The following is a 23,157-nucleotide window of genomic DNA, read 5'->3' on the forward strand; positions in this document are numbered from 1 at the left end:
CGACCCGATTTCCTCGGCGCTTTCCAGGTTCCCGCTCTCGCGTTTCCCTTTCCGGCGGTTCCGACTCTATCAGACCTTGTTTCGATCCGATTTCCTCGGTGCTTTCCAGGTTTTCGCTTTCGCACTTTCCTTTCCGGCGGTTCCGACTTTATCAGAAGTCCCGGACCGGATTGACCGGCCGCTTTTTCCGATTGATCGGGAGGGTGCTCCGACGACATCGAACTGAATCGGTGTTCCAAGGAGCTGACAGACCCTCGCGGTTGCCGACCGGACTACATCCAGTTCCAGGCAACTGTTCGAATCTACCTCCCCTCGGGGTCCGTGTCAACGGCTCCCTTGGGGCGAAGGAGAGATTAACAGTTCACAGGGGTTGCGCGCACATCAGGCGGCCGTCGGCACGCGGGCGCTGCGCGCGTCGGCTTCCACATCACCCGTTTCGCCCTCACGGGCGGCGCGTCCGCCGAGGACGAAGACGTAGGAGAGGAAGGCGAGCTCGGCGACGACGCCGATGCCGATCCGGGCCCAGGTGGGCAGGCCGGACGGGGTCACGAAGCCCTCGATCGCACCGGACACGAGCAGCACGAGCGCCAGTCCGATCGCCATGCCGACAGCGGCGCGGCCCTCCTCTGCCAGTGCCGTACGGCGGGACCGCGGTCCGGGGTCGATCACCGTCCAGCCGAGGCGCAGGCCGGTGCCGGCCGCGACGAAGACCGCCGTCAGTTCGAGCAGCCCGTGCGGCAGCACGAGCCCGAGGAAGGTGTCGAGCCGGCCCGCCGACGCCATGAGGCCGATGCCGACGCCGAGGTTGAACACGTTCTCCAGCAGGATCCAGATCACCGGCAGGCCGAGGAAGACGCCGAGGACCAGGCACATGGCAGCGGCCCTGGCGTTGTTCGTCCACACCTGTGCGGCGAAGGCCGCGGCGGGATGGCTGGAGTAGTAGGTCTCGTACTCGCCTCCCGGCCGGGTCAGCTCGCGTAGCTGGCTGGGGGCGGCGATCGCGGACTGGACGTCCGGGTGCGTGCCGATCCACCAGCCCACCAGAGCGGCGACGACCGTGGATATCAGGGCCGTGGGCACCCACCAGTGCCGTGATCGGTAGACGGCGGCCGGGAAGCCGTACACAAGAAAGGTGGTCACGTCGCGCCAGGAGGCGCGGCGGGTGCCGGTGACGGCGTTGCGCGCGCGGGCGACGAGACGGCTCAGCCGGCCGGTCAGCTGCGGGTCGGGGGCGCTGGACCGGATCAGGGAGAGATGGGTGGCCGTGCGCTGGTAGAGGGAGACGAGTTCGTCGACCTCGGTGCCACTGAGCCGGCGCTGACGGCGGAGCAGTGCTTCCAGGCGGTCCCACTCGGCTCGGTGGGCGGAGACGAAGACGTCGAGGTCCATCGGTTCTGCCTGCTCCTGGGGCTGTTCGTCGGCTGCTCGGTGAAGAATGCGGCGGGATGCGCGGTGTCTTGGCTGTCAGCTTGTCGTACTGGAGCGCGATGCGTGCTCAGCTTGGCAGACTGGGCGTTCTCGGGGCAGGTCGGGGGAAGGGCGGGCGGGCGTGAGTGAGCTGGTGACGGGCGAGGCGGTGGCGCTGGAGTTGCGTCCCGCGAAGTTGCCCAGCAGGGCGCTCGCGGTGGCGCTCGATCTGGTGCTGACGATCGTCGTCTACATCCTGGTGACGGTGGGCCTGCTCGCCGCGGCGGCGTCGCTGGACGACGCGGCGCAGATCGCGCTGTCGATCGCTGCCTTCCTGCTGGTGCTGGTCGGCCTGCCGATCGCGGTGGAGACGCTCAGCCACGGGCGTTCGCTCGGGAAGCTGGCGTTCGGGCTGCGGGTGGTACGGGACGACGGGGGGCCGATCCGGTTCCGGCACGCGCTGGTGCGCGGTGCGATCGGAATCGTCGAGATTCTGATGACCGTCGGGGTCGTCGCCTGTATCGCCTCGCTCGTGTCGGAGCGTGGGCGGCGCCTCGGGGACGTGTTCGCGGGCACGCTGGTGGTGCGGGAGCGGATTCCCGTCGGGCGGGTCGGCTTTCTGCCTCCGCCGCCTCCGTGGCTGGCGGGTCGTTTCTCCGAACTCGACCTCTCGGCGGTTCCCGACGGGCTGTGGCTCGCCGTTCGTCAGTACCTGTCGCGGATGCAGCAGCTCGATCCGCAGATCGGCTGGGGCATGGCCCAGCGTCTCGCGTCGGATCTGTCGGCCCGTACCGGTACGCCGGTGCCGCAGGGCATGGCGCCGGCCGCGTATCTCGCGGGGGTGATGCAGGAGCGGCAGGTCCGGGAGGCCCGGCGGGCCTTCGGCACGGGGGCGGCTCCGCTGTGGGTTCCGGGGATGCCGGGAGTTCAGGGGGCTCCGATGGCTCCGACGACTCCGGGATTCAACGCATACGCCACTCCGGCGGCTCCCGTGGCTCCGGCCGCTCCGGCCGCTCCGGGGTTCGGCTCCTACGCCGCTCCGGTCGCTCCGGCGCCTGCTGCCCACCCCGGTCCCCCGTCCGGTGGCTACGCGGCTCCATCGCCGGTCCCGGCGCAGCCGCCCGCACCGGCTCCGACGACCGCGCCGCTCTCGGCGCCCCCGCGCCCGGCGGCGCATCAGCCCGCCCCGCAGGCCCCGGCGCCGGACGAACCTCCCGCCCCGCGCCCCTCCACCGGCTTCGTACCGCCCGCCTAGCGGCTCGGACGGCGGCGATGCCCGCCGTCCGTCAGGCGAAGAGGGACGGCGGGGATTCGAGGTCCTCGAGCTCGATGCCGGGGGCTGACAGCACCACGTCCCCGGCCACGTGGACGGCGTGCACCTCGCCGGTGTCCAGGGCTGTGACCTGGTATTCGTCCACGGTCAGGGGGCCGTTGTCAGTGGCGTGTGTTTCTCTGTCCACCAAGGCCCAGGACTGGTCCACGGTGCGTGGGGCGAGGACCGGGTGCGTGAAGCAGACGAGGCGGACGCGCGTCGCTCCGGCGGCGGCGGAAGAGGTGAGGCGCAGCAGACGGGCGGTGGCGACGAGGAACGCGGGCGAGGTGCCGGTGAAGGCGTGGGCGGGGGCGGTGCCTTCGATCGCGTGGGCACCGGTGGGGTCGGTGCGGACCCAGGTGACGCCGTCGAGGGCGGCACCGCGCACCTGCCAGCTGCCGGCGTGCAGTTCGAGCCTCAGCGGACGGCCCAGGTCGTCCAGGGTGAGGTCGACGGAGCCCTGGTGGTCGCCCTGAGGGGTGGTCAGCTGGGAGACGTAGCGCCAGCCGGAGGGGCCTGGCGCGCAGTGGAAGTGCTCGTGGGCGAAGGGGGTGTGATCGTGCGGATCGTGGAGCGAATAGCGGCCGCGGGGCATGGGGGTCCTGGATCGTGACGGGGCCGGTCCGTCCCAAGGGGCAGGCCCCCGACACGGGGGTGCGGGGGCCTGTCTCCTAGGTCCGGATGCTCGGCGGGGCCGGTCCGCTCGGCCGGGGCCGTGAGGACGTCGGCGTACCGACGTGCTCCGGCGGCCGGCCGGGCGGACCGCGCCGAACGGGAGCGCTGTCAGTAGCGGTAGTGGTCCGACTTGAACGGGCCCTCGACCGGGACGCCGATGTACGCGGCCTGCTCCGGGCGGAGCGTGGTCAGCTTGACGCCGAGCGCGGCCAGGTGGAGGCGGGCGACCTTCTCGTCGAGGTGCTTGGGCAGCGTGTAGACGCCGATCGGGTACTCGTCGGGCTTGGTGAACAGCTCGATCTGGGCCAGGGTCTGGTCCGCGAACGAGTTGGACATCACGAACGAGGGGTGACCGGTGGCGTTGCCCAGGTTCAGCAGGCGGCCCTCGGACAGCACGATGATGACCTTGCCGTCGGGGAACTTCCAGGTGTGGACCTGCGGCTTGACCTCGTCCTTGACGATGCCGGGGATCTTGGCGAGGCCGGCCATGTCGATCTCGTTGTCGAAGTGGCCGATGTTGCCGACGATGGCCTGGTGCTTCATCTTGGCCATGTCCGCGGCCATGATGATGTCCTTGTTGCCCGTCGTGGTGACGAAGATGTCGGCCTTGTCGATGACCTCGTCGAGGGTCGTGACCTGGTAGCCGTCCATCGCGGCCTGGAGCGCGCAGATCGGGTCGATCTCGGTGACGATCACGCGGGCGCCCTGGCCGCGCAGGGACTCCGCGCAGCCCTTGCCCACGTCGCCGTAGCCGCAGACGACCGCGGTCTTGCCGCCGATCAGGACGTCGGTGGCGCGGTTGATGCCGTCGATCAGGGAGTGGCGGCAGCCGTACTTGTTGTCGAACTTCGACTTGGTGACGGCGTCGTTGACGTTGATCGCCGGGAACAGGAGGTCGCCGTCGCGCTGCATCTCGTACAGGCGGTGGACGCCGGTCGTGGTCTCCTCGGTGACGCCGCGGATCTCGGACGCCAGCTGGGTCCACTTCTGCGAGCCGTCCGTGATGGTGCGGTGCAGGAGTTCGAGGATGACGCGGTGCTCGTCGGACTCGGCGGTGTCCACGGAGGGCACCTTGCCGTCCTTCTCGTACTCCACGCCCTTGTGGACGAGGAGGGTGGCGTCACCACCGTCGTCGAGGATCATGTTGGGGCCGCCGGTGGGGCTGTCCGGCCAGGTCAGCGCCTGCTCGGTGCACCACCAGTACTCCTCCAGGGTCTCGCCCTTCCAGGCGAAGACCGGGACGCCCTGCGGGTTGTCGGGCGTGCCGTTCGGGCCGACGGCGATGGCGGCGGCCGCGTGGTCCTGGGTGGAGAAGATGTTGCAGGAGGCCCAGCGGACCCGGGCGCCGAGGGCGACCAGGGTCTCGATGAGCACGGCGGTCTGCACGGTCATGTGCAGGGAACCGGTGACGCGGGCGCCGGCCAGGGGCTGTGCCTCGGCGTACTCCTTGCGGATCGCCATCAGGCCCGGCATCTCGTGCTCGGCGAGGGTGATCTCCTTGCGGCCGAAGTCGGCCAGGGAGATGTCGGCGACCTTGAAGTCCTGTCGGTTGTCGACAGTCGTCATTGCGAGGTGCTCCTCGGGTTGGGTCGAGGGATGGGTACGGCTGGTCTGCGCGGCGGCGGACACAGGGGTGCCCGAAGGAGGACACAGGCATGCCCGCGTACGCGCAGCGCAGTCCGTCGGAGGCCCTCTCTCCCTCGGCCGGCCCGCTTCGGGGCCGCCCGACCGCCATCAGCAGCGACGTCTGGCTCCGTCCCAAGCTACACCGGTCGGCCCGGCGGCCCCCAGTCCGCAGCGAACAGATCGGGCCGATCGCGGCTCGGAGGCGGGTTTTCGCGCCGGCTGCCCGCGGGGGACGGTCAGTGCTGCCGGGACGGGCCGCCGGGGGTGGCGGCGGGGTCCGGGCCCTTGGCGGCCTCGGTCTCGCTGTAGATGTCGGGCTCGAGGTAGATGACCCGGGCGATGGGCAGGGCGGCGCGGATGCGGGCCTCGGCGGCGTCGATGGCGGCGGCCACCTGGGCGGCGGTGTCGTCGTGCCGGACGGCGATCTTCGCGGCGATCAGGAGTTCCTCGGGGCCGAGGTGGAGGGTGCGCATGTGGATGACGCGGGTGACGGTCTCGCCGTCGACGATGGCCGTCTCGATCTTCTTGACGTCGTCCAGTCCGGCCGCCTCGCCGAGCAGCAGGGACTTGGTCTCGACCGCGAGGACGAGGGCGATGCAGACGAGCAGCACACCGATGCAGACGGTGCCGATGCCGTCCCACACGCCGTTGTCGGTGAGCAGGGCGAGGCCCACGCCGCCGAGGGCGAGCACCAGACCGATGAGGGCGCCGAAGTCCTCCAGGAGCACGACGGGCAGTTCGGGCGCCTTGGCGCGGCGGATGAACTGCGCCCAGGAGAGCCTGCCGCGCAGTTCGTTGGACTCCTTGATGGCCGTACGGAAGGAGAAGCCCTCCATGACGATCGCGAAGACCAGGACGCCCACCGGCCAGTACCAGTGCTCGATCGCGTGGGGGTGGTGGATCTTCTCGTAGCCCTCGTAGATGGCGAACATGCCGCCGACCGTGAAGAGGACGATGGAGACCAGGAAGGCGTAGATGTAGCGCTCGCGGCCGTAGCCGAAGGGGTGCTGCGGGGTGGCCTCGCGCTGGGCCTTCTTGCCGCCGATCAGCAGCAGGAACTGGTTGCCGGAGTCGGCGAGCGAGTGGACGCCCTCCGCGAGCATCGACGACGAACCGCTGAAGGCGAACGCGACGAACTTGGATACCGCGATCGCGAGGTTGGCGCACAGTGCCGCCACGATCGCCTTGGTGCCGCCTGACGCGCTCATGTGTCCGCGTTGTCCCTTCGCCTTCGTCCGTCTTGGGCAGGCTCCCGCCGGCTTCGGCCGTGCCTGCTCACGGAGCCTTTGCCGCCGCTTTGCCGGTGGGTCATTCTTGCAGCCCGCTCCGGCGACGGCGCGTCAGGTCTCCGCTGCCGCCGCCGGACCCCTCGCACCCGCCGTCCGACGGGGGGTCAGATCCGTACCGTGGCGCGGAAGAGGGTGCCCGTGCCGGAGACCTCGGCCTTCTCGCCCGCCGGTACGAAGACCGACTGCCCCGGGGCCAGGTCGAACTCACCTGCCCGTACGGCGCCGTCCGTGCAGAGCAGGATCTGCGGGTTGTCACGGGTGAGGTCGTGGGCGGCGCCGCCGGTGGCGAGGACATGGCGCGAGAGGCGGAACTCGTCGATGGGGGTGTCGTAGACCTCTTCGCCGTCGGGGGACGCCTCGGGGCGCAGGACGCCGGGGTCGCCCGGCTCGAAGCGGACCACGCGCAGCAGCTCGGGGACGTCGACGTGCTTGGGGGTCAGGCCGCAGCGCAGGACGTTGTCCGAGTTGGCCATGATCTCGACGCCGAGGCCGGAGAGGTAGGCGTGCGGGACGCCCGCGCCGAGGAACAGTGCCTCCCCCGGCTGGAGCCGGACGTGGTTCAGCAGCATCGCGGCGATGACGCCGGGGTCGCCCGGGTAGTGGTGGGCGAGGCCGGCGTAGGGGGCGTGGTCGCCGCCGAGGCGGGCGCAGGCGGCCGTGGTCTCGGCGACGGTGCGGGCCATCTCCTCCCGGTCGGCGCCGAGTACGGCGGTGAGGACCTCGCGCAGCGCCGCCTCGGCGGGGCGGGCGTGCAGCAGGTCGACGTAGGGCTTGAGGGCGTCGACGCCGAGCGCGTCGAGCAGCCGGGCCGCCTCCAGCGGGTCGCGGAAGCCGCACAGCCCGTCGAACTCGGTGAGCGCGCAGATGAGTTCGGGCTTGTGGTTGGCGTCCTTGTAGTTGCGGTGCGGGGCGTCGAGGGGGATGCCGCGGCGCTCCTCGTCCGCGAAGCCCTCCCTGGCCTGCGCCAGGTCGGGGTGGACCTGGAGGGAGAGCGGGGCGCCGGCGGCGAGGATCTTGAGCAGGAAGGGCAGGCGGGGACCGAACTTCCGGACCGCGGCGGGGCCGAGTTCGCGCTCCGGGGCCGCGTCGACGACCTCGACCAGGGTGCCGCGCCCGGTGCGCGAGGGGGCTCCCGGGTGGGCGCCCATCCACATCTCCGCCTGGGGCCGGCCGTCCGGCTCGACACCGAGCAGGTGCGGGATCGCGGTGGTGGAACCCCAGGCGTAGGGGCGGACGGTGTTGTCGAGGAGGTCCATGTGGCTCTCTCTGCCGTTCTCTCGGCGTACGGGTCCGGTTCGGTTCGCGTACGGCTGTCAGGGCGTCGAGGACAAGATCAGGCGCCCGAAGCGAGCGCCAGGTAAACGGCGGCGAAATCCGTGACGGCGATCAGCTCCGCGAGGGACTCGATCTCGACCCCGGTCTCGGGCTCCAGCTCGCTGATCGGCGTGTCGTGGCTGAGGGCCAGATCGCGGGCGGAAGGCGCGGCGGTGAGGCCGCCGATCGGGCGGTCGCGCAGCAGCACCACGCGCGCGTGCAGCGCGGGCGCCTCCTCGACCCGGTCGCGGAAGAAGTCGTCGGGGTCGGCGCTGGCGGCGAGCGGTCCGGCGAGCAGGGCGCTGTGCGCGGCGAGCGCCTCGGGCAGCTCGGCGACGAGGGCGGGGCGGCCGGCGAGTTCGGCGAGCGCGGCGGCGAAGCGGCGGCCCGCGGCCCCGGCCGAGGTGCCCTCGGTCCAGATCACCGGGAGGGCGTCGGAGAGTTCGGCGGCGAGGGTCTTCGCGGGGTTGCTGTAGGCGACGATCGCGGGCCCGCATCGCTCGGCGACGTGGTCGAGACGGTCGGCGACCTTCTCCAGCGCCTCGGGCGGGGCGGCGAGCAGCCCGACCCGGTCGAGCAGCGCCAGCAGCGGGGTGAGCAGCGCCCACAGGACGCCCGGGGAGGACGCGGCGAGCGGCTCCTCCTGGTCGTAGGGGGCGGTGGCCATCGGCAGGAACAGGCCGTGGGCGCCGTCCACCGCCTCGCCGAGCGGGGTGCGGGACGGGGCCACGGCGACGACCGTGAGGCCGCGCCGGTAGGCCTGTTCGGCGAGCAGGGACAGGCTGGGCTCGGTGCCGTCCGGGGTGGCGATCAGCAGCAGGTCGACGGATCCGGCCCAGCCGGGCAGTTCCCAGCGCAGGGCGCCCGCGGCGGGGGCGACGCCGGTGGGGGCGAGCCGGATGACGGGGCTGCCGGCGCCGGCGAGCGTCCCGAGCAGGTCGGCGGCCTGGGTGGCGGCGGCGCCCGGTCCGGCGATCAGCACGGCACGGGGGCGGCCGTCGGGCTTCAGATCGGCGACGCCCGCCTCGGCGGCCTGCCGGGCGGCGGTGCGGACGCGCGCACCGGCCTCGGCGGCGCCGCGCAGCAGGCCTCGGCGGTCGGCCTCCGACAGCGCGTCGGGGTTGTCGAGCAGCGATTCGTCGAGCATGGGCGGCAGCCTCCGCGATCGCGCCGGGTCTTCGGTTACGTCGCCTGCGCGGACGGATGACGTCCGCGCGGGCGGGGTCGGTGCGTGAGGTCCTCCCGGACGGGGTGTGCCGGGAGGGGGCGTTCGTGCCGGGCGGGCCGGGCCCGGCGGCCGGTGCCGGACGGACCCGTGTCCCGGACGCCGGCCGCGGCCTGCGGGCACGGCAGCGTCCTGCACGGACGAGGCCCAGTCTCCCGCACCGGCGGGGGTTCTTCCGGCGGACCGCACTCCTGCGGGACGGGCCGGAGCACGTCCGCGGGGGTCCTGGTCCCGCGGCGCGGGCCGGAGCCCTTCCCGACGGGCCGTAGAACCCCGGTCCGAGCAACCGTCCCTCCGGCGGAGCGGACTGGCACGGCACGGACCGGGCCTGCACGGACCGGACTTGCACGGACTTGGCCTGCACGGACCGGACCTTCAAGCACCGGCCCTTCAAGCACCGATCCAGCACGCAGCGGACCGGCACGCACGGGACCGGCACGCACCGGACCGGCGCGGACCGGGGCCCCCGGCGCGCGGCCCATGCCGTCACGCCGGGCGGCGGGCCTCGTCGACGAGCAGGACGGGGATGCCGTCGCGGACGGGATACGCGAGGCCGCAGTCCTGGCCGGTGCAGATCAGCTCGGCCTCCTGCTCCTTGAGGGGAGCGTGGCAGGCCGGGCAGGCGAGGATCTCCAGGAGGCCGGCTTCGAGCGGCATGGGATGTCCCTTCGGGCGGATGCGGGTGTGCAGTGATGTGCCTGGTCAGCGTACCGCCGCGGGAGGCGGGACGCGGGGGTCCGGACGGTGGCGGGCGAGCGCCCCTCGGTCACGCCCGGATGATCGCGAGCGCCTCGTCGCGCACCCGCTCCATCGTCTCCGTGTCGCGGGCCTCCGCGTTGAGGCGGAGCAGCGGTTCGGTGTTGGAGGCGCGGACGTTGAACCACCAGTCGGCCGAGGTGACGGTGAGTCCGTCGAGCTCGTCGAGGGTGACGCCCTCGCGCCCCTCGTAGGCGGCGCGGATCGCGGCGACGCGGCCCGCCTGGTCGGCGACGGTGGAGTTGATCTCGCCGGAGCCGGCGTAGCGGTCGTACTGGGCGACGAGACCCGACAGCGGCCCGTCCTGGCCGCCGAGCGCGGCGAGGACGTGCAGGGCGGCGAGCATGCCCGTGTCGGCGTTCCAGAAGTCCTTGAAGTAGTAGTGCGCGGAGTGCTCGCCGCCGAAGATGGCGCCGCTGCGGGCCATCTCGGCCTTGATGAAGGAGTGGCCGACGCGGGTGCGCACCGGGGTGCCGCCGTGTTCGCGCACCACCTCGGGGACGGACCAGGAGGTGATCAGGTTGTGGATGACGGTGCCCGTGCCGCCGTTCCTGGCCAGCTCGCGCGCGGCGACCAGGGCGGTGACGGCGGACGGCGAGACGGGGTCGCCGTTCTCGTCGACGACGAAGCAGCGGTCGGCGTCGCCGTCGAAGGCGATGCCGAGGTCGGCGCCCTCCTGCGGGACCCGCTTCTGGAGGTCCACGAGGTTGGCCGGGTCGAGCGGGTTGGCCTCGTGGTTGGGGAAGGTGCCGTCCAGCTCGAAGTACATCGGTACGAGGGTCAGCGGCAGGCCGGCGAAGACGGTGGGGACGGTGTGGCCGCCCATGCCGTTGCCCGCGTCGACGACGACCTTCAGCGGGCGGACGGAGGTCAGGTCGACGAGGGAGCGCAGGTGCCCGGCGTACTCCTCCAACGTCTCGCGCCGGGTGCGGGTTCCCGGGGTGGCGGCCGGCTCCGGGGCGCCCGATTCCAGCCAGGACTCGACCAGTTCGCGGATCTCGTCGAGGCCGGTGTCCTGGCCGACCGGGGCGGCGCCCGCGCGGCACATCTTGATGCCGTTGTACTGCGCCGGGTTGTGCGAGGCCGTGAACATCGCGCCGGGCAGGCCGAGCGCGCCGGAGGCGTAGTAGAGCTGGTCCGTCGAGCACAGGCCGATCTCGGTGACGTCGACGCCGCGGGCCTGGGCGCCGCGCGCGAAGGCGCCGGACAGGCCGGGCGAGGAGGGCCGCATGTCGTGCCCGACGACGATCGCGGAGGCGCCGGTGACCTGGGCGAAGGCCGCGCCGAACAGCTCGGCGAGCGGTTCGTCCCACTGGTCCGGGACCACCCCGCGCACGTCGTACGCCTTCACGATCTGCGACAGATCAGCAGCCACGGCTGGCCCTCCTGGAGTTCTCTGGGTCGCCCCAAAACTACCGGTGCCACCGGAGTGCGCGGGCCAAGGGCCGCCGGCTCAGTTGTCCGGCGAGCGCAGCACCCGGAGGTGGCCTCGGCGGGCGACCTCGCGCGGGTCCGCGGTGCGGCCGCCGCCGGCCTCCGCCGCCCGCTCCTGCGGACGCGCCGCCTCGCGCACGGCGTTGGCCAGCGCTTCGAGGTCGTCGCCGCTGGGGCGGGCCGGGGCGGAGCCGTCGAGAAGGCGGACGACCTCCCAGCCGCGCGGGGCGGTGAGCCGCTCGGAGTGCTCGGCGCACAGGTCGTAGCAGTGGGGTTCTGCGTAGGTGGCGAGCGGGCCGAGGACCGCGGTCGAGTCGGCGTAGACGTACGTCAGCGTCGCGACGGCGGGTCGGCCGCAAGCGGTGCGCGAACAGCGACGTACAGGGCTCACGACGTTGGACGGTACCGCACTCTTGAGCGGGCCGCGACGACTCTCCCTCAGGTCACTCCACCGTGTCGGCGTACGGGACGCCCCTCCGGCCACTTCGGAACCGCCCCGCTGACCTGCGCGGACCGCTGTCGCGGGGTGGTGGGCGACCCTGTGGACGGTCACGGTTCGGTACAAACGGCGTCAATTGCCTTGAGTTCGGCGGTCCGGGAGGGATACGGAAACGAGCCCGACCTTGGCCGGAACGGTCAACTCCCGACATGCCGCGCGGAAGGCACCGCCGGCCGGCCGGACCCGTCGCAGGCGGCGCGTGGGGTCCCCGCACGAGCCCTCGCTGGGATTACGCTTCACCAGTGATGGACAACCCCGTACCGCCCCGTGCTCACGGCCCCGGGCCCCGTCGCCGTGATCGCCACGGGCGGGGCATGCGGGGGCCGGTCGCGCCCCCGCAGGTACCGCTTGCGGCGAGCCGCGCCGAGGCGTTCGCGGATCTGGTGCAGGACTCCGTGGAACGTCTGGAGCGGCGCTGGCCGCAGCTCGCGGACATCGATTTCCTGGTCCTGGAGGTGCCGCAGTTCGGCGCCGAGGAGCGCTGGAACGACGAGGCGGTGCCGCTGGGCGGCACGTTCGCCGCGCGCGAGGGGCACCGGGCGCGGGTGGTGGTCTACCGGCGGCCGGTGGAGATCCGCACCAAGGGACGCGACGAACGGGCCGCGCTGGTCCACGAGGTCGTCGTCGAACAGGTCGCCGACCTGCTGGGACTCACCCCCGAGACGGTCGACCCGCGCTACGGCGAGGACTGACGGCCGGCCGACGCCCGCACGGGGCAGGGGCGGGGGCGGGGCACCCGAGGCGCCCCGCCGCTCACTTCTGAAGCACCGACAGATCCTGGTCCGCCTGCGGCACCGCCACCGTGCCGCGGTCGTCCGGGAGGGTCTGCACGGTGAAGCCGGGCACGCCGTCCTCGGTCGCCGAGAGCGTCCGGGCGCCGTACACGGGACCGCCCGAGACCGTCTCGACCGTCAGGGCGTACGTCCCCTTCACGCCGCTCGGGACGGGCGCCTCGACGTCCTGGGTGGTGCCGGCCTTGATCGTGTACGTCTTCGAGACGGCCTTGCCGCCCTCGCTGCCCGCGGACGCCGTCACCTTGACGGTCGCGGTGGCCGTGGGCGCGGTCAGGGACAGCGTGCTGCCCTTGGCGCTGTTGTCGGCGGACGTCGCGCGCGTGCCGACCGGGGCCGTCGCCGGGATGAACGCCGACTCCTGCTTGCCCTCCTTGCCGCGCACCACGCGCAGGGCGGCGACCACCGGCACCGAGCTGTCGCTGGGCGTGAGGATCAGGGAGCCGGCCTCGCCGCGCGTGACGTCGCCCAGGTCGACCGCGGTGGTGTCCCCCGACTTCACGTGCAGCGTCTCGTGTCCGGCCGGGGTGATCTTCCCGTCGGGCGAGGCGAGCTTGACGGTGAGGTCGGCGTCGGCGTCGCCCGGCGTGAAGACGATCAGGCGCACCGAGGTGGCGTCCTTGGGGATGCCGGGCAGGACGAGGCTGCCGGCCGGGTCGGTCGAGGCGGACAGCCAGTCGCCGCCGGTCTTGTCGTCCAGCGCCTGCACGGCGGCGGCGACCCGGCCGCTGCGGACGGTGACGTGCACGGTCAGGTCGGTCTGCCGCCCGTCGGTGAGCGTGGACAGCAGGACCGGCTTCGTGGAGTGCGGGGCCACCGTGATGCCCTCGCCCAGCGTGGACTTGAGGGCGCCGTCCTTGCCGTAGAGCTCGATGTCGACGACCGCGGCGGAGTCGTCCGGGTTGGTGAGGTGCACGTAGTCGGTGCGGTCCGCGGACGTGCTGGCGCCGGGGAACCAGAACTCGGTGTCGGCGCTGGAGCAGGTGACGCCCTGGAGGCCGCGGCCGGTGCCCGCGGCGACCTCGGTGGTCTCCTGCACGGTCCAGCCGGGCGCGAACTTGCCGTCTGCGGTGCCGATCAGGGCGGGCGAGTCGCCACCGCTGGCGTCGCCGGTGGCCGGCGTGCCGGGCTCCTTGGGGGTCACCACGGCCTTCGCGGTCTTCGACTTGCCGCTCTTGCCGCTCTTGCTGCTCGACGCGCTCGGCGTGGCCGTGTCGGCCGACCCGTCGTCCGACTGGACGTCGGCGGCCTGGAGCTGGGCCTTGCCACTGGAGTCGGTGCCCTCGGTGACGGGCGTGAACGACGTGTACGACGTCTCGGCGATGTCGGAGATGCTGGGCGAGGGGCACAGCAGGCTCGTGCGCTCGACGGGCAGTTGCGCGGCCGCCTTCGCGGTGGCGGCGCCCGACGCGTCCGGGCTGTCGACGGCCGCGAACCCGGTGACGGCGGCGAGCGCGGCGACTCCGGCGATCAGGGACAGGGTGGTGCGGTTCACTGCTGGCTCCCGTCGGGGCGCTCATTGCCGTGGGGGTGGGGCCGCGTCGGGTCGTAGGTCCCGTCGTAGCCCTGCGGGTCGTAGCCCTGGCCGTCGTAGTCCTGCTGGTCGTAGCCCTGCTGGTAGGCCTGGTCGTAGCCCTGCTGGTCGTACCCGCCCGCCTGCTGGGGGGCGCCGTAGCCGTAGGGGTCGTACTGGCCGCCGCCCTGGTACGGGTCCGCCGGGTAGCCCTGGCCGTAGCCGTCGGCCGCCGGGTACTGCTGCTGCTGGGCGGCGTCCGGGTACTGCTGCTGCTCGCCGTAGCCGTACTCGGCGGTCGCGTAGCTCGCCTGGTCCCAGTCCGCGTAGGACTGCTGGTGCGGTACGGCGGCGGGTGCGTCCGGGGCGGCGTCGCCGTCGCCCTGTCCGGCGGGGGAGAACGCGTCGAACTCCCCGGGCTCCTCGGACCCGTCGTGCTGCTCGGGCCGGCCCTGGCGCACGTACTCGTCGTACTCGTCGAAGGCGTCGGTCGCGGCGCCCTCGCCGCTCTCGTCGTACTCGCCGGCCGCGGCCTCCGCCTCGGCCTCCGCCTGGGCGCGCAGCCGGCGGGCGCGGCGGCCCTCGCCCTCCACGGGCTCGGCGGGCACGTACTCCTCCTCGGGCAGGTCGTCGTCGACCTCGCGGCGGCGGCCCGGCAGGGCCAGCACCACCAGGACGGCGGCGAGCGCGCCCTGCGCCCAGTGCCACGCGGTGTGGGTGATCGGGGCGTCGTAGGTCACGTCGAGCCTGCCGCCCGCGGCGGGCAGCTCGAAGCCCTGGGCCCAGCCGTCGACGGTGGTGCGGGTGAGCGGCTTGCCGTCCAGGGTCGCCGTCCAGCCCTCGGCGGCGCTGTCGGCGAGGCGCAGCACGCGCCCGTCGGAGCCGGTCGGGATGGTGGTGTGGATCTCCACGGGCCCGGCGGCGACGGACTGCGCGGCACCCGAGCCGGAGGCGGGGACGATGGTGGCGCGGGAGACCTGCTGGTCCACGCGCCACAGGGCGCTGCCGTCCTGCTGGCTGAGCCGGGACAGGCCGGGGGTGGCGTCCAGGACGCGGCTGACCTCGCGGGGCGCGCCCTTGTGGACGAGGACGTAGCGCACGGCGAAGCCGCCGAGTTCGTCGGCCTGGTCGGCGCCGGAGCCGGCGACGAGGTTGGCGACGACCTTGTCGAGCCTGCTGTTCTCGCCCTCCTCGGCGGTCAGTTCGGCGTCGCCCATGCGCGCGCCGGAGCCGCGGACGAGGGTGTAGCGCACGTGCGCGGCGGAGTCGCTGTCGAGGATCAGGGTGCGGGCCCGGTCGGCGGTGTCGCTCTCCTCGGCGACGAAGGCGGGCACCTGGGACGGGTCCTGGCGCTCCACCGGGCCGTCGGCGCCGCGGATCATCCAGCCGGCGGCGAGGAGCAGCGGGCCCGCCAGGGACGCGAAGGCGACGAGGGCGGCGACCGGCTGACGCCAGCCGAAGCTCTGTTCGGCGACGCGCGAGCGGGCGCCGTCGGCGCCGACCGTGGCGGCGGTGAGCAGGGCGATGCCGTAGCCGAGGGTGGCCGGTCCGGCCCAGGTGGAGTCGTTGGCCAGGACCGCGAAGACGAGTGCGACCAGGGCTGCCGCCCACGCGGCGCGGATCGTCGTCTGGCGCTCGGAGCGCAGCAGCGCGGCCAGGGCGGCGAGCACGATGCCGATGAGCATCAGGCCGTTGAGCGTGCCGGGCCCGCCGGGGCTCGCGCCGAGCAGGTCGAGCGCGGAGGCGGCCGAGGCGCCGTAGGCGAGCCCGTCCTCCTTGAAGAAGCCGGTCGGCAGCAGGGTGAGCGACCAGGGCGCGAGGACCAGCAGCGGGGTGCCCAGCTGGACCAGCAGGCGCAGGCCGTAGGCGACGATCTCGCCGCGCCGGACCACGAGGACGGCGAGGCCGAGGACCAGCGCCAGCGGCCACACGATGGGCGTGAAGGCAGTGGTGATCGTCAGCAGCAGGGCGTAGGCCCAGGTGGCGCGCCAGCTGCCGCGGGCGCCGGAGGCGTTGGCCAGGCCGCCGGCGGCGACCCCCGCGCGCACGATGAGCGGCAGCAGGACGGCGAGGACCGCCGTGCCGAGCCGGCCGCCGGCGAGGGCGCCGGTCACGGCGGGCAGGAAGGCGTAGGCGACGGCCGCCCACGCGCGCAGCAGCCGGGACTCGACGAGCGGGCGGGAGGCGAAGTAGGCGGTGAAGCCGGCCAGCGGCACCGAGCCGACCAGCAGCACGGTGACGGCGAGCCCGGTCGAGCCCAGCAGCGCGGACGACAGCATCGCCACGATGGCGAGGTAGGGCGGCGCCGAGGGGGTGCCGCCGGTGCCCACCGTGTGCCACGCGTCGAGGTAGCGCGACCACAGTTCGGAGGAGGAACCGGGGGCGGGCAGCAGGGCGCCGCCGGCCAGCGCGCCGCCGCCGAGGAGCTGCCGGCAGGCGGCGAGCGAGACGAGCAGCAGCACCAGGAACAGCACCGGCCCCGGCTTGCGGGCGATGCGCTTGAGGCGGGCGAACTGCTCGATCTCCATGAAGTCGGCGTCGTCGCCGCCGGGGCCCGACTCGACCGCGCCGCCGTGCCGTCCGGCCGCGCCGATCTCGGGGTCGGAGCTGCTGAGGAAGTTGCCCGCGGCCTGTTCGACGGTGGCCCGGACGGTCGCGCCGGGCGGCGGGAACAGCGGCCGCATCTCGGTCTTGTCGATCTGCGGGCGGCCCCGCCTGCGCCGCGCGGCGATGATCCGCTCGGGCCGCAGCAGGGTGGAGAGGAGGCCGCGGATCTCGTCGACGGCCTGTCCGGGGACCTTGCCGACGAGGTTGGCGAGGGTGCGCACCACGGTGCCGAGGACGAGGCGCAGCAGCACCCACGGCAGGACGGCGGTGCGGGAGTTGGCGAGCAGCGTGTAGGCGGCGCCGGCCTTGTCGACCTTGTGCGGGGAGGCGACGCTGCGGCCGACGCAGTCGACGGTGCGGCGCTCGCGGGAGGCGGCCTCAGCGTGCCGTACGACCGCCTCGGGGGCGATGAGGACGCGGAAGCCGGCGCTGGTGGCGCGCCAGCACAGGTCGACGTCGTCGCGCATGAGGGGCAGCCTGCGGTCGAAGCCGCCGAGCTCCTCGAAGACGTCGCGGCGGATCAGCATGCCCGCGCTGGACACGGACAGCACGGCCCGCACGTGGTCGTGCTGTCCCTGGTCCTGTTCGCGGCGGTCCAGGCCGGTCCAGCGGCGGCCGGAGTGGGCGATGGTGACGCCGACCTCGAGGAGCTGGCGGCGGTCGTACCAGCCACGCAGCTTGGGTCCCACGACGGCGACGTCGTCGCGGCCGAGGTCCATCTCGGTCTCGACGACGCGCAGCAGCTGGGCCAGCGCGTCCGGTTCGGGGGCGCAGTCGTCGTGGAGCAGCCACAGCCACTGGACGGGCTCGCCGTGCGGGAGTTCCGGCATGTCGTAGGCGTCGTCGCGCCAGCTGCGGGTGGCGGGGTCCCAGCCGCTGGGACGCCTCAGGTACGGCAGGTCGTCCGGGGTGAGGACGGGGGCCGTGCGGACGGCCTCCTCGACGGCCTGGCCGAAGCCGGTACGGCGGGCGAGGTGCACCACCTGGTCGGCACCGAGCGCGTCGGTGACCAGCTGGGCCGAGGCGTCCGCGCTGCCGGTGTCGGCCGCGACGGCGAACTGGACGGGCCGCTCCTGGCCGAGCAGCCCGGCGAGCGCGTCGGGCAGCCAGCGGGCGCCGTCATGGGAGACGAGCACCGCGGTGACCACGTGGCGCGGGAACTCAGGTGTGGCGGCCGCGTCTTGGGCTGCCGTATGGCTGTGCACGGACATCGAGGTACGGGCCCCGGTTCGATGGACTGCGGTGGACGCCTGTGCCCGTGGGGGGCAGCGGGGCGTCTCGGACGAGCGCCCACACTATCGGCTGGGCAGCACAGCGGCCCGCCGCCTGTGGACAACCCACGGGCGACGGGCCGTTCGCGCTGGAAATGCCGGGAATTGCAGGGACATCGCGGGCGGCCGGACCGGGTGGTCACCGGGGGCCGCCGGACCGGGTGGTCACCGGCCGCCGGACCGGTCGCGGGGGTACGCGCGCGTGGTCGAGGGACGCGCGTGCCCGCGGGAGCGGCAAGGGTGTCAGACCGCGGCCTTCTTCAGGCGGCGGCGCTCGCGCTCGGACAGACCGCCCCAGATGCCGAAGCGCTCGTCGTGGGCGAGGGCGTACTCGAGGCACTCGGAGCGGACCTCACAGGCGAGGCAGACCTTCTTGGCCTCGCGCGTGGAACCGCCCTTTTCGGGGAAGAAGGACTCGGGGTCGGTCTGGGCGCACAGCGCGCGCTCCTGCCAGCCGAGCTCCTCGTCCGCGTCGTCGACCAGCAGTTGCTGCACCAGCTCGGTCATGTGCGCCCCTCGTCTGTCTTTCGCGTCCCCGTGATCCAGCCGTTATCGATTCCGGCTGAACGACACGAGTGAAATTACAAGTGTGCTGCTCCGGGCGAGTCAAGCCGAGATCTGCTATTGGGTCCCTTATTCACTCTGCGGAACCAAGGCCATGCGGAAAGTGTTCAAATCGCCATAAACCTTGACATGCAGACGGGACCCCGAGGGGCCGCCACCCCCGCCCGAAGCCTTGTACGGAGAAGGACGCCCATCAGTTCGATCTCGTTCCGATCGAGTGCCACGCGCGCGCCGGGGCAAACCGGATCACGTTCGGATCACGAGATGCCAACGGGGCTTGCGCGCCCGGTTGTGCGCCATGTGTCCGGCCCGGCGAGAGAACAAACCTTTCGCCTCCGAGGTGAACCGGATGAGGTGAAACATGTCCCACATAACGGGCGTCGAGTTGACACGTCACGTGTGAGCCGCTGTCCTTGTGGGCATGCTCGCGAACTTGGCACTCACCTCGACCCGCACCGCCGGGTCCCACGGTGCTGCCCGGGCTCGCTGTTGCTGTTGCTGTCCCAGCTGTTGAGCCCAACGCGCTCCGGCTGCCGCCGGGTCCATCACGACCCGGCCGCCGTTCATCTCTGATCCGCACCCTCATCAGGGCACCCTCTCGCCCGTGACCCGGGCGAACGGCACGTGACACCCAGCCCCCACTCTTCCGCCGAGGAACACCGCACCCCATGAACAGCGACAGCGACCTCCAGATCGCCGGCGACATCCTCGAGGTCCCGCACCTGCTCCAGGCGCCGCGCGAGCACCCGGCCACCGTCGCCGAGTTCGCCGGCCTCGCCCGCACCATCGCCGCCGACCGCTCCCGCTGGGAGCACCTCGTGCGCTACGACGCCACCACGCGCTGGTACCACCGGCTGCTGACCGGGCCCGGCTACGAGGTGTGGCTGCTGTCGTGGGTGCCCGGCCAGGGCAGCGGGCTGCACGACCACGGCGGCTCCTCCGGTGTGCTGACCGTGCTGGAGGGCACGCTGACCGAGCGCACCGAGCGGGCCACGCGCGCGCTGGGTACGGGCGCGCAGCGGGTCTTCGCGCCGGGGTACGCGCACGAGGTGGTCAACGACGCGCTGGAGCCCGCGGTGAGCCTGCACGTCTACCACCCGGGTCTGACGGAGATGCCGATGCACGGCGCCCGGACCGGACCCGCCGCGCGCACCGAGCACTCCGCGCACGCGGCGCGCTGCGCGGCCCCGGCGGCGCACGGTCCGGCCGCCCGGGTGACCGCCTGACCCGTTGTCGTACCCGCCTGCCAGACTTGTCCCCATGCGGATTGTGGTTCTGGCAGGCGGCATCGGCGGTGCCCGGTTCCTGCGCGGTCTGAAGCGGGCCGTGCCCGACGCGGACGTGACGGTCATCGGCAACACCGGCGACGACATCCATCTCTTCGGGCTGAAGGTCTGCCCGGACCTCGACACGGTGATGTACACGCTCGGCGGCGGCATCAACGAGGAGCAGGGCTGGGGGCGGGCGGACGAGACCTTCCATCTCAAGGAGGAACTCGCGGCGTACGGCGTCGGACCCGAGTGGTTCGGGCTCGGCGACCGGGACTTCGCGACGCACATCGTGCGGACGCAGATGATCGGCGCGGGCTTCCCGCTCAGCGCGGTCACCGAGGCGCTGTGCGACCGGTGGCGGCCGGGCGTGCGGCTGATCCCGATGACCGACGACCGGGTCGAGACCCATGTGGCCGTCGAGGTGGACGGCGAGCGCAAGGCGGTCCACTTCCAGGAGTACTGGGTCAAGCTGCGGGCGTCGGTGCCGGCCGAGGCGGTCGTGCCGGTCGGGGCCGAGCAGTCGAAGCCCGCGCCCGGCGTGCTGGAGGCGATCGCCGAGGCCGACGTGGTGCTGTTCCCGCCGTCGAACCCGGTCGTGTCCATCGGCACGATCCTGGCCGTGCCCGGCATCCGGGAGGCCATCGCCGACGCGGGGGTGCCGGTCGTCGGCCTCTCCCCCATCGTCGGGGACGCGCCGGTGCGCGGCATGGCCGACAAGGTGCTCGCGGCCGTCGGCGTGGAGTCCACCGCCACGGCGGTCGCCGAGCACTACGGCTCGGGCCTGCTCGACGGCTGGCTGGTCGACACGGTGGACGCGGCGGCGGTGGAGCGTGTGGAGGCGGCGGGCATCCGCTGCCGCGCCGTACCGCTGATGATGACCGACGTCGAGGCGGCCGCGCAGATGGCCCGCGAGGCGCTGTCCCTGGCCGAGGAGGTGCGGGGCGCGTGAGCGACGCACGGGCCGCGGACGGGGCGCCGGTGCCTCCCGCGGAGGGGACGACCGTGGCTCCCTCGGGCGCCGCGCGCGGGCAGGCCTCGGCTCCCGCGGGCGAGGCGGCCCGGAGCTCGGCCGCCGAGGCGGCCCTGGACTCCGTCGGCGAGGCGGCCCGGCACTCCGTCGGCGAGGCCCTGGACTCCGTCGGTGAGGCGGCCGGGCCCGGTTACCGGGTGTGGGCCGTCGCCGGGCTGCCCGAGGTGCGGGAGGGCGACGACATCGGGAAGCTGATCGCCGCCGCCGCGCCCGAACTGACCGACGGCGACGTGCTGCTCGTCACGTCGAAGATCGTGTCCAAGGCCGAGGGCCGGATCGTCGAGGCGGCCGACCGCGAGGCCGCGATCGACGCCGAGACGGTCCGGGTCGTGGCCCGCCGCGGCCCGCTGCGGATCGTGGAGAACCGGCAGGGCCTGGTCATGGCCGCCGCGGGCGTCGACGCCTCCAACACCCCCGCCGGGACCGTGCTGCTGCTGCCCGAGGACCCCGACGCCTCCGCCCGCGCGATCCGCGCCGGGCTGCGGGACGCGCTCGGTGTCGACGTCGGCGTGGTCGTCACCGACACCTTCGGGCGGCCCTGGCGCACCGGGCTCACGGACGTGGCGATCGGCGCCGCCGGGGTGCACGTCCTGGACGATCTGCGCGGCGGCACGGACGCGCACGGCAACCCGCTCAGCGCCACCGTCGTCGCCACCGCGGACGAGCTGGCCGCCGCGGGCGACCTCGTCAAGGGCAAGGCCGCCGGGCTGCCGGTCGCCGTGGTGCGCGGGCTCGCCCACCTGGTCGCCGCCGACGACGCGGAGGGCGCGCGGGCCATGGTGCGCGGCGCCCGCGACGACATGTTCCGGCTCGGCACGTCGGAGGCGGTCCGGGAGGCGGTCACCCAGCGGCGCACGATCCGCTCGTTCACGGACGAGCCCGTCGACCCCGGCGCCGTACGGCGCGCGGTGGCCGCGGCGGTCACCGCGCCGGCCCCGCACCACACGACGCCCTGGCGGTTCGTGCTGCTGGAGACCCCCGGGGCGCGCACCCGGCTGCTCGACGCGATGCGGGAGGCGTGGATCGCCGACCTCAGGCGCGACGGCAAGAGCGAGGAGTCCGTCGCCAAGCGGGTCCGCCGCGGCGACGTGCTGCGCAACGCGCCCTACCTGGTGGTCCCCTGCCTGGTCATGGACGGCTCGCACACCTACGGCGACCCGCGGCGCGACGCCGCCGAGCGGGAGATGTTCGTCGTCGCCACGGGCGCGGGCGTGCAGAACCTCCTCGTGGCGCTGGCCGGGGAGCGGCTGGGCTCGGCATGGGTGTCGTCGACGATGTTCTGCCGCGAGGTCGTGCGCGAGGTCCTGGGCCTGCCGCCGACCTGGGACCCGATGGGCGCGGTGGCCGTCGGCCACCCGGCGGAGGAACCGCGGGTCCGGCCGGAGCGGGACGCGGGGGCGTTCATCGAGGTGCGGTGAGTCACGGCGGTCGGGCGGTGCGAGCGCCTAGGCTCTGGAGACGGCCTCGGGTTCGTCCGACGGCCCCACCCCCTCCCATCCGCCGACCACCACCCCGGGACTTCACTCGTGGCAGGACGTTTCGCTCCTCGGCCCACACGGACCACCGTGCGCGGCGGGCAGGTCGCGGTGCCCGCGGGCGTGCCCCGGCCCGCCGGGGCGGCGAGCGCCCCTGACCGGGTGCGCGGCTGGACACCGCAGGGCCCGCTGGATCTCGGCCTGGTGCTGGGTCCGCTGCGGCGCGGCCCGGCCGACCCGACGTTCCGTGCGCTGCCCGACGGCTCCGTGTGGCGGTCCTGCCGTACGCCCGCCGGACCCGGGACGCTGCGGGTCACAGCCGCCGGCGGCGAGGTGCGGGGCGAGGCGTGGGGGCCCGGCGCCGAGTGGCTGCTGGAGGGGCTGCCCGACCTGCTGGGCGCGGCCGACGACCCGTCCGTCTTCGCGCCGCGGCACAAGCTGGTGGCGCTGGCCCGGCACCGGCGGCCGGGGCTGCGGCTGACCCGCACCGGGCTGGTGCTGGAGTCGCTGATCCCCTCGGTCCTGGAGCAGAAGGTCACCACGGACGAGGCGTACCGGGCCTGGCGGCTGCTGGTGCGGAAGTTCGGGGAACCGGCGCCGGGTCCCGCGGCGGGCGGGCGGCTGTGGGTGATGCCGGCGCCGCGCACCTGGGCGCTGATCCCGTCCTGGGAGTGGCATCGCGCGGGCGTCGACAACAAGCGGGCGTCGACGATCCTGCGGGCCGTGCGGGTCGCCGCGCGGCTGGAGGAGGCGGTGGGCATGGCGCCGGAGGCCGCTCAGGCGCGGCTGGAGCTGGTGCCGGGGGTCGGGCCGTGGACCTCGGCCGAGACCGTGCAGCGCAGCCACGGGGCGCCGGACGCGGTGACCGTGGGCGATCTGCATCTGCCCGGGATCGTCGGCTGGGCGCTCGCCGGGGACCGGGACGCGGACGACGCGGCGATGCTGGAGCTGCTGGAGCCGTACGCGGGACAGCGGCACCGGGCCGCCCGGCTGATCCTGCTCAGCGGCCGCACCCCGGCCCGCCGGGCCCCGAAGATGCCCCGGGTGGACATCGGCCGCCTGTGAGAGGCCTGCCGTGGAGCAGACCTCCCACCTGAA

Annotated in this window: 19 protein-coding genes; 7 read left to right on the forward strand and 12 right to left on the reverse strand. The window is 73.6% G+C overall.

Going from position 1 to position 23,157, the window contains the following annotated elements; genetic code table 11:
* On the forward strand, positions 1–226 hold a 226-nt coding region (locus WN71_RS42355), incomplete at its 5' end, for a hypothetical protein (RefSeq protein ID WP_206300200.1).
* 155 nt (positions 227–381) lie between these two features.
* On the opposite strand, the gene WN71_RS32130 is transcribed toward WN71_RS42355, so the two are convergent.
* Positions 382–1,389, reverse strand: a complete 1,008-nt coding sequence (locus tag WN71_RS32130) for a stage II sporulation protein M (protein ID WP_046584258.1) — start codon at positions 1,387–1,389, stop codon at positions 382–384.
* A 160-nt stretch (positions 1,390–1,549) separates the two neighbouring features.
* Between WN71_RS32130 and WN71_RS32135 the strand changes: the two genes are divergently transcribed.
* The gene (locus WN71_RS32135; RefSeq protein WP_046584257.1) at positions 1,550–2,662 is read left to right on the forward strand and encodes an RDD family protein; all 1,113 of its coding nucleotides are present in this window, start codon (positions 1,550–1,552) and stop codon (positions 2,660–2,662) included.
* A gap of 31 nt (positions 2,663–2,693) precedes the next feature.
* On the opposite strand, the gene WN71_RS32140 is transcribed toward WN71_RS32135, so the two are convergent.
* From WN71_RS32140 to WN71_RS32170, 8 genes are all read right to left on the reverse strand, one after another.
* Positions 2,694–3,314 carry a hypothetical protein gene (locus tag WN71_RS32140; RefSeq protein ID WP_046584256.1) on the reverse strand — a complete coding sequence of 207 codons (621 nt, stop codon included), beginning with the start codon at positions 3,312–3,314 and terminating at the stop codon, positions 2,694–2,696.
* 188 nt (positions 3,315–3,502) lie between these two features.
* A complete protein-coding gene (ahcY, locus tag WN71_RS32145) occupies positions 3,503–4,960 on the reverse strand; it encodes an adenosylhomocysteinase (RefSeq protein ID WP_046584255.1) in 1,458 nt (485 codons plus the stop codon).
* A gap of 296 nt (positions 4,961–5,256) precedes the next feature.
* Positions 5,257–6,228: a cation diffusion facilitator family transporter gene (locus tag WN71_RS32150; protein ID WP_046584254.1), complete on the reverse strand. Its 972-nt coding sequence runs from the start codon at positions 6,226–6,228 to the stop codon at positions 5,257–5,259.
* Between the two features lie 185 nt (positions 6,229–6,413).
* Positions 6,414–7,565, reverse strand: a complete 1,152-nt coding sequence (gene manA, locus WN71_RS32155) for a mannose-6-phosphate isomerase, class I (RefSeq protein ID WP_046584253.1) — start codon at positions 7,563–7,565, stop codon at positions 6,414–6,416.
* Positions 7,566–7,642: 77 nt separating this feature from the next.
* Positions 7,643–8,770 (reverse strand): SIS domain-containing protein, encoded by a 1,128-nt coding sequence (locus WN71_RS32160; protein ID WP_046584252.1) that lies wholly within the window; start codon positions 8,768–8,770, stop codon positions 7,643–7,645.
* A gap of 564 nt (positions 8,771–9,334) precedes the next feature.
* Positions 9,335–9,505 (reverse strand): Trm112 family protein, encoded by a 171-nt coding sequence (locus WN71_RS40335; RefSeq protein WP_015659983.1) that lies wholly within the window; start codon positions 9,503–9,505, stop codon positions 9,335–9,337.
* A 109-nt stretch (positions 9,506–9,614) separates the two neighbouring features.
* Positions 9,615–10,979: a phosphomannomutase/phosphoglucomutase gene (locus WN71_RS32165; RefSeq protein ID WP_046584251.1), complete on the reverse strand. Its 1,365-nt coding sequence runs from the start codon at positions 10,977–10,979 to the stop codon at positions 9,615–9,617.
* Positions 10,980–11,057: 78 nt separating this feature from the next.
* Positions 11,058–11,429 (reverse strand): DUF3499 domain-containing protein, encoded by a 372-nt coding sequence (locus WN71_RS32170; RefSeq protein ID WP_046584250.1) that lies wholly within the window; start codon positions 11,427–11,429, stop codon positions 11,058–11,060.
* 353 nt (positions 11,430–11,782) lie between these two features.
* Between WN71_RS32170 and WN71_RS32175 the strand changes: the two genes are divergently transcribed.
* Positions 11,783–12,229, forward strand: a complete 447-nt coding sequence (locus WN71_RS32175; protein ID WP_079178269.1) for a metallopeptidase family protein — start codon at positions 11,783–11,785, stop codon at positions 12,227–12,229.
* A gap of 61 nt (positions 12,230–12,290) precedes the next feature.
* On the opposite strand, the gene WN71_RS32180 is transcribed toward WN71_RS32175, so the two are convergent.
* The 3 genes from WN71_RS32180 to WN71_RS32190 form a co-directional block, all read right to left on the reverse strand.
* Positions 12,291–13,823, reverse strand: coding sequence for a DUF5719 family protein (locus tag WN71_RS32180; protein WP_046584248.1), 1,533 nt, complete (start codon positions 13,821–13,823; stop codon positions 12,291–12,293).
* The gene (locus tag WN71_RS32185; protein WP_079178270.1) at positions 13,820–17,659 is read right to left on the reverse strand and encodes a glycosyltransferase family 2 protein; all 3,840 of its coding nucleotides are present in this window, start codon (positions 17,657–17,659) and stop codon (positions 13,820–13,822) included. Before WN71_RS32185 ends, WN71_RS32180 begins: the two co-directional genes overlap by 4 nt.
* Before the next feature lie 303 nt (positions 17,660–17,962).
* A complete protein-coding gene (locus tag WN71_RS32190) occupies positions 17,963–18,226 on the reverse strand; it encodes a WhiB family transcriptional regulator (protein WP_006134669.1) in 264 nt (87 codons plus the stop codon).
* 725 nt (positions 18,227–18,951) lie between these two features.
* On the opposite strand from WN71_RS32190, the gene WN71_RS32195 reads away from it, so the two are divergent.
* From WN71_RS32195 to WN71_RS32210, 4 genes are all read left to right on the forward strand, one after another.
* Positions 18,952–19,509: a cysteine dioxygenase gene (locus WN71_RS32195; protein WP_046584246.1), complete on the forward strand. Its 558-nt coding sequence runs from the start codon at positions 18,952–18,954 to the stop codon at positions 19,507–19,509.
* Between the two features lie 34 nt (positions 19,510–19,543).
* Positions 19,544–20,503, forward strand: a complete 960-nt coding sequence (gene cofD, locus WN71_RS32200; protein WP_046584245.1) for a 2-phospho-L-lactate transferase — start codon at positions 19,544–19,546, stop codon at positions 20,501–20,503.
* A 179-nt stretch (positions 20,504–20,682) separates the two neighbouring features.
* Positions 20,683–22,002, forward strand: coding sequence for a coenzyme F420-0:L-glutamate ligase (locus WN71_RS32205; RefSeq protein WP_046584262.1), 1,320 nt, complete (start codon positions 20,683–20,685; stop codon positions 22,000–22,002).
* Positions 22,003–22,110: 108 nt separating this feature from the next.
* Complete coding sequence (locus WN71_RS32210) at positions 22,111–23,124, forward strand: DNA-3-methyladenine glycosylase family protein (protein ID WP_079178271.1); 1,014 nt, start codon at positions 22,111–22,113, stop codon at positions 23,122–23,124.
* Positions 23,125–23,157 lie beyond the last annotated feature (33 nt).

The organism is Streptomyces mangrovisoli (assembly GCF_000974985.2).
Lineage (GTDB): Bacteria > Actinomycetota > Actinomycetes > Streptomycetales > Streptomycetaceae > Streptomyces > Streptomyces mangrovisoli.

Bases quoted from the DNA above. Each gene is read 5' to 3' on its own strand.
- WN71_RS32130 (WP_046584258.1), bottom strand. From the start codon at position 1,389: ATGGACCTCGACGTCTTCGTCTCCGCCCACCGAGCCGAGTGGGACCGC.
- WN71_RS32140 (WP_046584256.1), bottom strand. From the start codon at position 3,314: ATGCCCCGCGGCCGCTATTCGCTCCACGATCCGCACGATCACACCCCC.
- ahcY (WP_046584255.1), bottom strand. From the start codon at position 4,960: ATGACGACTGTCGACAACCGACAGGACTTCAAGGTCGCCGACATCTCC.
- WN71_RS32150 (WP_046584254.1), bottom strand. From the start codon at position 6,228: ATGAGCGCGTCAGGCGGCACCAAGGCGATCGTGGCGGCACTGTGCGCC.
- manA (WP_046584253.1), bottom strand. From the start codon at position 7,565: ATGGACCTCCTCGACAACACCGTCCGCCCCTACGCCTGGGGTTCCACC.
- WN71_RS32160 (WP_046584252.1), bottom strand. From the start codon at position 8,770: ATGCTCGACGAATCGCTGCTCGACAACCCCGACGCGCTGTCGGAGGCC.
- WN71_RS40335 (WP_015659983.1), bottom strand. From the start codon at position 9,505: ATGCCGCTCGAAGCCGGCCTCCTGGAGATCCTCGCCTGCCCGGCCTGC.
- WN71_RS32175 (WP_079178269.1), top strand. From the start codon at position 11,783: ATGGACAACCCCGTACCGCCCCGTGCTCACGGCCCCGGGCCCCGTCGC.
- WN71_RS32185 (WP_079178270.1), bottom strand. From the start codon at position 17,659: ATGTCCGTGCACAGCCATACGGCAGCCCAAGACGCGGCCGCCACACCT.
- WN71_RS32190 (WP_006134669.1), bottom strand. From the start codon at position 18,226: ATGACCGAGCTGGTGCAGCAACTGCTGGTCGACGACGCGGACGAGGAG.
- WN71_RS32195 (WP_046584246.1), top strand. From the start codon at position 18,952: ATGAACAGCGACAGCGACCTCCAGATCGCCGGCGACATCCTCGAGGTC.
- cofD (WP_046584245.1), top strand. From the start codon at position 19,544: ATGCGGATTGTGGTTCTGGCAGGCGGCATCGGCGGTGCCCGGTTCCTG.